The sequence below is a fragment of the Candidatus Micrarchaeia archaeon genome, assembly GCA_041653315.1.
Lineage (GTDB): Archaea > Micrarchaeota > Micrarchaeia > Anstonellales > JAHKLY01 > JAHKLY01.
In genome coordinates, this window is record JBAZFO010000042.1 from 1 (window position 1) to 9,124 (window position 9,124).

The 9,124-nt window shown below is 25.4% G+C and carries 12 protein-coding genes; 6 read left to right on the forward strand and 6 right to left on the reverse strand.

What is annotated here, in order from left to right; genetic code table 11:
- Positions 1 to 719, reverse strand: a 719-nt coding sequence (locus WC356_06660; protein ID MFA5382823.1) for a UvrD-helicase domain-containing protein, incomplete at its 3' end; no start/stop codon positions are given.
- A gap of 110 nt (positions 720 to 829) precedes the next feature.
- On the opposite strand from WC356_06660, the gene WC356_06665 reads away from it, so the two are divergent.
- The 5 genes from WC356_06665 (at position 830) to WC356_06685 (ending at position 3,397) form a co-directional block, all read left to right on the forward strand.
- Positions 830 to 1,321: a hypothetical protein gene (locus WC356_06665; protein MFA5382824.1), complete on the forward strand. Its 492-nt coding sequence runs from the start codon at positions 830 to 832 to the stop codon at positions 1,319 to 1,321.
- Positions 1,322 to 1,332: 11 nt separating this feature from the next.
- On the forward strand, positions 1,333 to 1,776 hold the full coding sequence (locus tag WC356_06670) for a hypothetical protein (protein ID MFA5382825.1): 444 nt from the start codon (positions 1,333 to 1,335) through the stop codon (positions 1,774 to 1,776).
- Positions 1,777 to 2,418 carry a CRISPR-associated CARF protein Csa3 gene (gene csa3 / locus WC356_06675; protein ID MFA5382826.1) on the forward strand — a complete coding sequence of 214 codons (642 nt, stop codon included), beginning with the start codon at positions 1,777 to 1,779 and terminating at the stop codon, positions 2,416 to 2,418.
- Positions 2,405 to 2,599, forward strand: coding sequence for a hypothetical protein (locus tag WC356_06680; GenBank protein ID MFA5382827.1), 195 nt, complete (start codon positions 2,405 to 2,407; stop codon positions 2,597 to 2,599). Before csa3 ends, WC356_06680 begins: the two co-directional genes overlap by 14 nt.
- 174 nt (positions 2,600 to 2,773) lie before the next feature.
- On the forward strand, positions 2,774 to 3,397 hold the full coding sequence (locus WC356_06685; GenBank protein ID MFA5382828.1) for a uracil-DNA glycosylase family protein: 624 nt from the start codon (positions 2,774 to 2,776) through the stop codon (positions 3,395 to 3,397).
- A gap of 140 nt (positions 3,398 to 3,537) precedes the next feature.
- Here the strand turns inward: WC356_06685 and WC356_06690 are convergent, their stop codons facing one another.
- Entirely contained in the window at positions 3,538 to 4,776 is a 1,239-nt protein-coding gene (locus WC356_06690) for an AAA family ATPase (GenBank protein MFA5382829.1), read from the reverse strand.
- Positions 4,777 to 5,167: 391 nt separating this feature from the next.
- Entirely contained in the window at positions 5,168 to 6,226 is a 1,059-nt protein-coding gene (locus WC356_06695; GenBank protein ID MFA5382830.1) for a polyprenyl synthetase family protein, read from the reverse strand.
- 97 nt (positions 6,227 to 6,323) lie between these two features.
- Here WC356_06695 and WC356_06700 point away from each other — a divergent pair, with 97 nt between their 5' ends.
- Positions 6,324 to 7,322 (forward strand): winged helix-turn-helix transcriptional regulator, encoded by a 999-nt coding sequence (locus WC356_06700; protein ID MFA5382831.1) that lies wholly within the window; start codon positions 6,324 to 6,326, stop codon positions 7,320 to 7,322.
- 2 nt (positions 7,323 to 7,324) lie between these two features.
- Here WC356_06700 and dnaJ read toward each other — a convergent pair whose 3' ends face one another.
- The 3 genes from dnaJ to WC356_06715 form a co-directional block, all read right to left on the reverse strand.
- Positions 7,325 to 8,425 carry a molecular chaperone DnaJ gene (gene dnaJ, locus WC356_06705; GenBank protein MFA5382832.1) on the reverse strand — a complete coding sequence of 367 codons (1,101 nt, stop codon included), beginning with the start codon at positions 8,423 to 8,425 and terminating at the stop codon, positions 7,325 to 7,327.
- A gap of 11 nt (positions 8,426 to 8,436) precedes the next feature.
- On the reverse strand, positions 8,437 to 8,769 hold the full coding sequence (locus tag WC356_06710; protein ID MFA5382833.1) for a hypothetical protein: 333 nt from the start codon (positions 8,767 to 8,769) through the stop codon (positions 8,437 to 8,439).
- Positions 8,770 to 8,827: 58 nt separating this feature from the next.
- A partial coding sequence (locus tag WC356_06715; protein MFA5382834.1) for a GNAT family N-acetyltransferase occupies positions 8,828 to 9,124 on the reverse strand: 297 nt, incomplete at its 5' end.

Here is a 9,124-nt window from a genome sequence, read left to right on the forward strand (position 1 = left end):
AAAAAAGTTTCTCCTGATTCGAAAGCTATATCTGCTTCTATGATATTGACATCCTGCAATTCATCAATTAAAACATGTTTAAATTTCGGCTTATTTTTTATGCTTTTAAATTCCAAAAGCATATCTGAATAATCTAAATTTGTTTTCTCTGTTTCATAAAATTCATAGGTTTTTATGAAATACTCTGCAAAGTTATCCATTTCTTCTTTTGATAATTTTCCATATTCAGTTAAATTTAACTGAAGCTCTTTCAAATTTATATTATTAGGTTTTATACCAAAGCTTTTTAGATATCTGATTAAATTTTCCATTTTAGGAACAATTGTATCTAATAAATAATCATCTCCATAATTTAATATTTCATTATCTTTAAAATATTTATAAATAAAAAATCTTAGAAAATTTGAAGATACTACCTCATCTTCTTCTAAATAATTTAAAGCGTATGAATGAAAATTAAATACATTCAAATTATTTATATTAATATCAATGTTTTTTTGTTTTAAAACTTTAAGTATTCTTTCTTCCATTTCTGACTTTGCTTTTTTTGTAAAAGTTAAGCATAAAATATCTTCTGGTTTTTCTCCTTTCTCAATCAAATGCGCATATTTATGCGCCAATAATAGAGTTTTACCTGTTCCTGGATTTGCTATTACTAAGGTGTTTCCTTCATAATTTAAAATATCCTGCTTTTCTTTATTTAGTAATGTTTTTTCCATATTTTTATTTTAAATACATACATTTAAAAACACTTTTGTTATACATTATAACTGTATACTATACAAATAAACTGGGGACGGACATGTTTAAGTTTTTGGGGTGAGATAACATGGAAGAAAAATTAATAATTGGAGTTGGTGGATGTGGAGTAAATTCCATAGTGCATCTAAAAAAATTAGGATTAAAAGGTAAATTTATAGGTGTTTCTAATGCAGAAAAGGTTTCTACACAAAAAGACAGCAGTATTGAAGTGATTGATATAGAAGATTTTAATTTAAATAGTCTTAAACAATTGAAAAATATCTCAACAGTATTTATTGTTAATGGAATTGGTGGAAAAACAGGAACTTCATTAGCACCAGAAATAGCAAAAACATTAAAATCAAAATTTAAAGTTGTGTCTATATCAACCTTGCCTTTTACGCTGGAAAGAAAAAGATGTGAAAAAGTTGAAGAATTTCTTAATCAAATGAAAGAGAATTCAAATGAAATTATAATCAGAAAAAATCAAGAACTTATTAAAAAATATCCAGATATTACACTTGATGAAGCATTTATGCAAATGGACAAAGAACTTTATGATCAAATAGTTTTATATTAAGAGGTGATTGTATGAAAACAAATAAAAAAACAAAAATCCAAAAAGGAATTTTTGGAGGGCAAAAGGTATTTTTAATCAAAAAAACAGATTTTGATAAAGAATTTAGAATTCCGGAAAACCTATATTTACTTAATATATCAAATGATGATTTTGGAGGTATTTTTTATTTTTTAAATGCAGAAAAACCAGAAAAAAAAGATGAATTTTACTTTTCAAAAAGTAACAATGAACATATAGAGAAAATAGTATCTCATAAAAGAATTGAGGAAAAATTAGGGGTGGATTTAAAGGAAATGGGAGTTTGTTATTTGAATTTTTTTATATTGAAAAATACAAAGTTTGTAAACTGTTGTTTAAAGCGATTAAGACTTGAACATGATTATTTAAAAAATGAAGTTTATTACTGTATTTCAATGAACCCAAAACCAAAAAGTGAGCTATATTTGGGGATTTAAATGTCCGAAAAATATTTAAACATTATAATAGAAGATAAGACAATGGGGGATTCAAAAACACTAATGTCTACGCTATATTCAGCTGAGCCAGTAGTTCCAAGTATACATAAGTTTTCACCAAATAAACTCATACTTCTTACAGATGAGAAACCAGATGAAAAAGCAAAAAAAAGCATTAATGCAATAAAAGAAATGTTTTCTAAAGTAATGACCATTGAAATAGAATATGTTAAACAGTATGATATTTATCAAGTAGCTAAGAAAACAATTGATATTATTGAAAAAGAAAAATCAAAAAATTCAGATATATACATAAATATTACTGGTGGCAGAAAAACTTTGATGTTAGGTGTTATTTACGGAGCTTACGCACGATCAGAACAGATTTGTTCTATTCATTATTCAACTGAAGAGAATAATGAATTTATTGAACTACCAAAACTGGCATATGATTTAAATGAAATCGAACGTGTCTTACTTGAAACAATAGAAGAAAAAGGCGCAATAAAAGTTAATACGCTTGCCGAAGATCTTGGGAAAACAAGAGGTCTTTTATATCAATATCTAAAGCGCCTGCGCATGAAAGGATTTGTAGATGAAGATTTTAAAATCACACAAGCAGGTAAAATTGCAATATTATAAAAAATCAAGTGGGAGATGTGATATAAAAAAACCAAAAAAATTAAAAAATAAAGAAAAAATAAAATTTAAGTATGGAACTGAAATAATAGTAGAAGGTTATGAAGGGAGAACAGTAGAATCTTTTGCTGAAAAAATCGGAAGTTTAAGAAAATACAGACAAAGTAATAAAATACAAAAATAATTTATAAAAATTAAATTTATAAATTATTAGTAATAAATAGTGTATACAGTTGTGGAAACTGTTCAATAGGATGAAAACTAAGTGAGAATAAAAATAATGGTCTCACCAATTAACAACAAAATTAGTTGCACTTCATTTAACTTATGTGTTAAAACTAAAGAAAAGGGAAAAAGAATGAAACAAGATAAAGAGATAGTTAAACTATTTAAAAAAGTAAAAAAATGTAGGAAATGTTATCCTCATGAACTCTGTGTTCCACTTCCCGATCCAAAAAATGGTTATAAGAACGTCAAAGTAATGTTCATAAATGAAAGACCTGGTAGAATTGGTGCTGGTGGATCAAATTATATTTCCTTTGATAATAATGATCCTTCTGCAAAATGGTTTAAATATTGCTTTAGTTTAACAAACCTCTCAAGAAAAGAGATTTTTACTACTAATGCCTGTTTATGTTACCCAAAAAAAGAAGGATATAACGATACTACTCCTAAAACTCAAATAATTAAAAATTGTCAAGATTGGTTAGAGTTACAAATAGAAATAATGAAACCAAAACTGATAGTTACTCTTGGGAATAGTGCTCTAAAAGCTATTAAATTAAGATTTAAAGACCAAAATAGTAAAGAACTTAAAAGATTTAAATTAAAAAAGAATATTGGAACCGTAGTAAAAACTACAAATCCTTGGATTTATCCAATATATCATACATCTTTACGAGCAAGAATAACAAGAAAGAACAACCAACAAAAAAAAGATTGGGAAAAAATTAGAACTATTTTAAAAGAATTAAAGAAATAACTAAAAGTATGTGTTTAAGTATCTAGTGCTCCAGGTTTTGATAATTAAAAAATTCAAATATAAAACCTAAATTCATAAATATTAAACTAAATAAGATTTAATTGACAATTATTTTATAATTATCATTTATCTTTATCTATTTATAAAAACCCAGCAAAGTATAGAGGAAGTATTAAAATTTCATCTTTATAATCTATTTTATAATTATCAATTAATAAAATTCCTTTTTTCAATTGTTTTGTGGTTTTAGAAGGACCTCCAATTTCAACCATTATTCTTTTTTCTTTATATTTAATTAAATAATCTGGGTGTTTTTTTAATCCACTTAAATATTCAATTTTAAAATCAGTGTATTTAAATGAAGAAACAAAAAAATCTTCTCTTAATAAACCAATATCCGGCTTTTCAACAAGTTTTAATGCTAAACCATATCTTATTGCTGGAGAACTAAATAAATATTTTGGTTCTTTGCGAATTTTAACAGAACTTTGTTTATCTGACAATATTGGGATTAGTAAAGAAGATAACACAAAAGCATTCAATATATTTGAAACTGTAGTTTTTGAACAATCTAACGAATTAGAAAAAGTAGATAATGAAATTACATCTGGAGAAGATAATGCCAAAATATTAACAATACCTTTTGCAATGTTAGAAACCTCAATATTAAATCCTGAAATACCTGGAAAATCATCAACAATAATCTTGCTTAATATTGTTTCTGAGGTATATTCTATTGGCCTTTCAAAAGATAATGGAAAACCAAATTTAAGATACTCATTAAATTCTTTAGATAAATCAGGAAATTTAAGAAATATTGTTTGTGCTTTTATATATCCATCTTTGGGTTCAGATAAAAATATTTCTTTAGTAGAAATATTAAAATTTTTATCATATTTTAATCTTAAATATTCTCTAAAAGTCAAGGGAGGAATTTCTTTTATTATAGCTCTTCTTATTATTTCTTTATTTTTAATAGAAATACCTATTGCGGATGATCCAGTAGCAATAATAGATAAATTATAATTATCATATAACACCTTTAATGCTTTAGACCAGTCTTTTAATTCTGTTATTTCATCAATTAATAAAATATTTGATTTATTATGTTTTATATACTCATTAATTACCTCAACTAAACCAAGTTTATAATAATTTAAAGTTGTGCCATCAATAAACATAGCTTCAGAATTATTTAAAATTTGATATAAAGTAGTTGATTTACCTATTCCTCTTAAACCATAAAATATAAACAAGTTTTTTTGTGTTATGTGTTTTTTTATATCATAAAAAACATCTCTTTTTTTAAGATCTTTAACAAAATCTGCATGTTCTTTTTTCTTTTTTTCCATTATATTAATAAATTCAAATTCATCCATAATTATTTTATAAAAGAAATATTTTTAATACTTTGTCCATATTTTTGGACAATTTAAGTGCTTTTTGTCCATTTTTATGGACAAAACTAAGGAAAATTGGGATTTTATTTATAAACTGTCCATATTTTTGGACAAAATAAGTTAATATTATCCATTTTTATGGACAAAAAGCTTAACACACTATAAAACACACTTATTTAAATATACTATTTAATGCATGTTCTTTGAAAAGAACAAAAACAGGCAATTTTGTTCGTTCAAAAGAACAAAATACTAAATTTTAAGTCTTTTTAAGTAGTTTGTTCGCTCAAAAGAACAAAAACAAGCAATTTTGTTCGCTCAAAAGAACAAACTAATTAATTTTAAGTTATTTTTAATTAAATTATAAATCTTAAAAAGTAAATTTCCAAGAATAAATATTATCTATTAATTGGGTTAATCCCAATAATATTGTTTTAGTCTTAGAGTCAGAAACAGAAAATAAAGCATTAATAGCTTTTTTTCTATATTCATCTACTTTTTTAATTGTATATTCAAAGGATCCTAAATTTTTAAGAATTTTATTTAATTCTAATAAATCAGAAGGTGTTGCTTTTTGATTGCCCAACACTTTTTTGATAATTTGTTCTTCAAATTTAGAAGAACTTTCTAAAGCATGAATTATTGGTAAAACAGGTTTACCTTCTTTAACATCAACATGTGAAACGCCTTTTAAACTAGAAGAAGGAATTTTATCTTTATAAATTATTTGTTTTGAAAGAATAAAATCCATTAAATCATTTCTTATTTGGAGTGCAATTCCATAATTTTTTCCAAAAGTTTCAATAGCCGAAAATGTATTATCATCAACAGTATTTACATACATTCCTAAAAGTAAACAATTTTTAATAAATGCTCCTGTAATTAAATATGATCTTTTAATATATTCTTCTTCTGTTATTTTTTTATTGTTTATATCTAAATCTAAGTATTGACCAATATAAATAGTTTTATGTGTTTCAACAAATAATTTTAATATTTGTTTTAATTTATTTTCTGGGATTGTAACAGAATGTAAATTTTCTTCTGCAATTTCTCTCAAAAGCATTCCTGTAATTACTGCATTTGCTTCACCATATTTCTCATGAACTGCTTTTTTTCCTTGTCTCAAAGGACAATTATCAAAAATATCATCTATTACATACGTAGACATATTCAAAAGTTCAACTGCTGCCATAATTGGAAGTATATCTAAATAATCTTTTCCGCCTGTAATTTCATAACCTAATCTAACTAAAAAAGGTCTTAAAGTTGGTTGTGAGTTAGAAATACGTAATCTGGGAAGATAAGAAGCAATCTGATATAGTGAAGAATTTTCTTCTTTTAAAGGTTCTAAATAATGAAAAATAGATGAATTAACACTAATTGCAGTTTTTTTCATCTCTTCCATTGCTAAATTTTTTGTGTTCATGTTAATAATTATGAATAAACATGTATTTTAAATGTTTTATTATTTTTTTTAATAAAAAGGTAATATTTATTAATATTTCTACCCCTAATATTAAAATATGGATAATAAATATCTCTTAAAAGAGTTGGATTTGAAAGATAGAAAGATTCTTTATCAATTAGATTTGAATGCAAGAGAAAGTATCGCTAAAATTGGCAAAAAAGTTGGTTTGTCAAAAGAAGTTGTCAAATATAGAATACAAAAACTTGAAGAAAAAGGGATTATCAAACAATATACAACATTAATTGATGTAGGTAAACTTGGATTATCTTCTTTTAGAATTATGTTAAAATTTAAAGAAACGACTCCTGCAAAAGAAGAGGAAATAATAAAATATCTAAAAAATATTCAAAATATATTATGGATTGGAAATATACAGGGAAATTGGGGTTTAAGTATTTGGATATGTGTTAAAAAAATATCTGATTTTGAGTTATTTTGGGATAAATTTAATAGTATTTATAGTTCAAATATTGAAAAACAAAAATTATCTATATTCACAAATGTAATATATTTTCATAGAGAATATTTAATAGATCAAGGAGAAGAAATTAAAAAAAGAAAAGGAGAAACATTTATTTCTATTCCAAATAAGATAGAATTAACTGATTTAGATTTAAAAATTCTCAAATTAATAAGTAATAATGCAAGAATGTCAACAATACAAATAGCAAGAGAACTAAAATCAAATGTAAAAACTATTAGAAAACATTTAAAAACACTAAGAAAAAAACAAGTAATTATTGGATATAGAACACTTTTTAATTTAAAAAAAATTGGTTTAATACATTATAAAATAAATATTATATTATCAGAAATACCAAAAATACAAAAAAAGCAAATTGAAAACTATGTAAATCATCACCCCAATTCAATTTATAAGAATAAAATTTTAAGCGGATGGGATATTGAATTTGAGATTGAAGTAAACAGCGAAGAAGAACTTAAAAAAATAATTTATAATATGAAAGAAAAATTTGGGGAATATATTTATACATATGAAATTACAAAATTCTTAGATGAATACAAATACGTTTATTTTCCTACTTCAATTTAATTTTAACCAAAAATCCTTTTCCAGAAACCTTGGTCCTGCATAGTATCTTTTGAAAATAAATCTTTAAGCGCCTTTTTCTGCGCGCCGTCTAAATTAATTGGTGTATGAACAATTACGCGCACTATTAAGTCGCCATTTCCTCTGCCTCTTATGCGCGGCATACCTTCTCCTTTAAGAATAAATGTTTCATGTGTTTGTGTTCCAGCAGGTATTTTTAATTTTTGTTTTCCATTTAATAAGGTAGGTATTTCAATTTCATCTCCTATTGCTGCTTGACCAAATGAGATAGGTATTTCTAAAATTAAATCATTTTCATCTCTTTTAAATAATTCATGAGGTTTTACACGAATATGTAAATATAAATCTCCTGGGATATCTTTTGCATAATCTCCCTGTCCTTCTAATCTCAAAGTTGCACCATTAAATATTCCTTTTGGTATATCTATTGTAATTTTTTCAGTTCTTCTATCTCTTCCTGTTCCATCACAATTCGAACATTTATTTTTTATAATAAATCCTTTTCCTCTGCAAGTTGGACATGCACCTGTTGAAACAAATCTCATACCTCCAAAATTTCTTGCAGTTTGAACCATACCTCTTCCATTACATGTTTTGCATGTTTCTTTTCCTGTTCCTCCCTGGCCATTACATTTTTCGCATTTAACTGCATGTCTTATTTCCATTTTTTTCTTTATGCCTTTAGCTGCATCTTCTAATGAGATTTCTAAATACGTTTCTAAATCAGCACCCCTTTCCCTTCTTCTTCCACTAAAAGAAGAACCAAATAAATCTGCAAATGGGTTAGAACCCATTCCTCCAAATGAAAAACCAAATTCTCTGAAAATATCTTCAAAATTTGAATTTCTAAAAATATCTTCCTGACTAAATTGCTGGTGGAATCCTTCATCCCCATAAGTATCATACATTTGTTTTTTCTGCGGATCACTAAGAACTGCATATGCTTCGCTTAATTCTTTAAATTTTTCTTGATCCCCTCCTTTATCTGGATGGTGCTTCATAGCTAATTTTCTATATGCTTTTTTAATCTCTTCAGCGCTAGCATCTTTTGATACTCCTAAAACATTATAATAATCTTTTGACATTTATTCATCTCTTAAATAATAATTAATGCAAAAAAGCAAAGTATTAATCCTAATATTAATAATACTAATGTACTAAATTTTCCATCTCTCGCATAAACAAATGGAACTACTGATCTTAGAGCATTTTGTTTCTTTTGTATTAAAGACCAATAACTTAATTTAAACATATTCTGTGCCCCCCATAATAAAAATATTTGTGCACCTATTTTAGGAAAAGCCCCTTGTAAATACTTGAATATAACACTTGTTAAAAAAATTAACATTAATATTAAAAAATCGTATTTTAACCACCAAGGCGCTTTTTTTTGTATAAAAACATCTTTTATAATCTTTTTTATTTTCATATAATCACTTTATCATTTTTCATTTGTATTACATTCTTTTAATATTATAATTCTTAATTCATAAAGTTTTTCTCATTAAATACTTTGCTATTTCAAAACCCAATGTTTCATAGAATTTTACAGCGCGCTCGTTATCTGCGCTTACATCTAAAGTTATTTCATCAAAACCTTGCGCTTTTGCTTTATCTTCAATATCTTTCATAAGCGCTTTACCATAACCTTTTCCCTGCTCTCTTTTATCTATTATTACACTGGATATATAAAGCCTCCTTAAAGGGCCCATATATTTTGGTTCTGTTTTAATAAAACCAATTACACAGCTTTTATTTTCATCCTGTTTTTTATCTTTTTCTTG

Coding starts and splice junctions, on each gene's coding strand:
- WC356_06665 (MFA5382824.1), top strand. CDS start 830: ATGGAAGAAAAATTAATAATTGGAGTTGGTGGATGTGGAGTAAATTCC.
- WC356_06670 (MFA5382825.1), top strand. CDS start 1,333: ATGAAAACAAATAAAAAAACAAAAATCCAAAAAGGAATTTTTGGAGGG.
- csa3 (MFA5382826.1), top strand. CDS start 1,777: ATGTCCGAAAAATATTTAAACATTATAATAGAAGATAAGACAATGGGG.
- WC356_06685 (MFA5382828.1), top strand. CDS start 2,774: ATGAAACAAGATAAAGAGATAGTTAAACTATTTAAAAAAGTAAAAAAA.
- WC356_06690 (MFA5382829.1), bottom strand. CDS start 4,776: ATGGATGAATTTGAATTTATTAATATAATGGAAAAAAAGAAAAAAGAA.
- WC356_06695 (MFA5382830.1), bottom strand. CDS start 6,226: ATGAACACAAAAAATTTAGCAATGGAAGAGATGAAAAAAACTGCAATT.
- WC356_06700 (MFA5382831.1), top strand. CDS start 6,324: ATGGATAATAAATATCTCTTAAAAGAGTTGGATTTGAAAGATAGAAAG.
- dnaJ (MFA5382832.1), bottom strand. CDS start 8,425: ATGTCAAAAGATTATTATAATGTTTTAGGAGTATCAAAAGATGCTAGC.
- WC356_06710 (MFA5382833.1), bottom strand. CDS start 8,769: ATGAAAATAAAAAAGATTATAAAAGATGTTTTTATACAAAAAAAAGCG.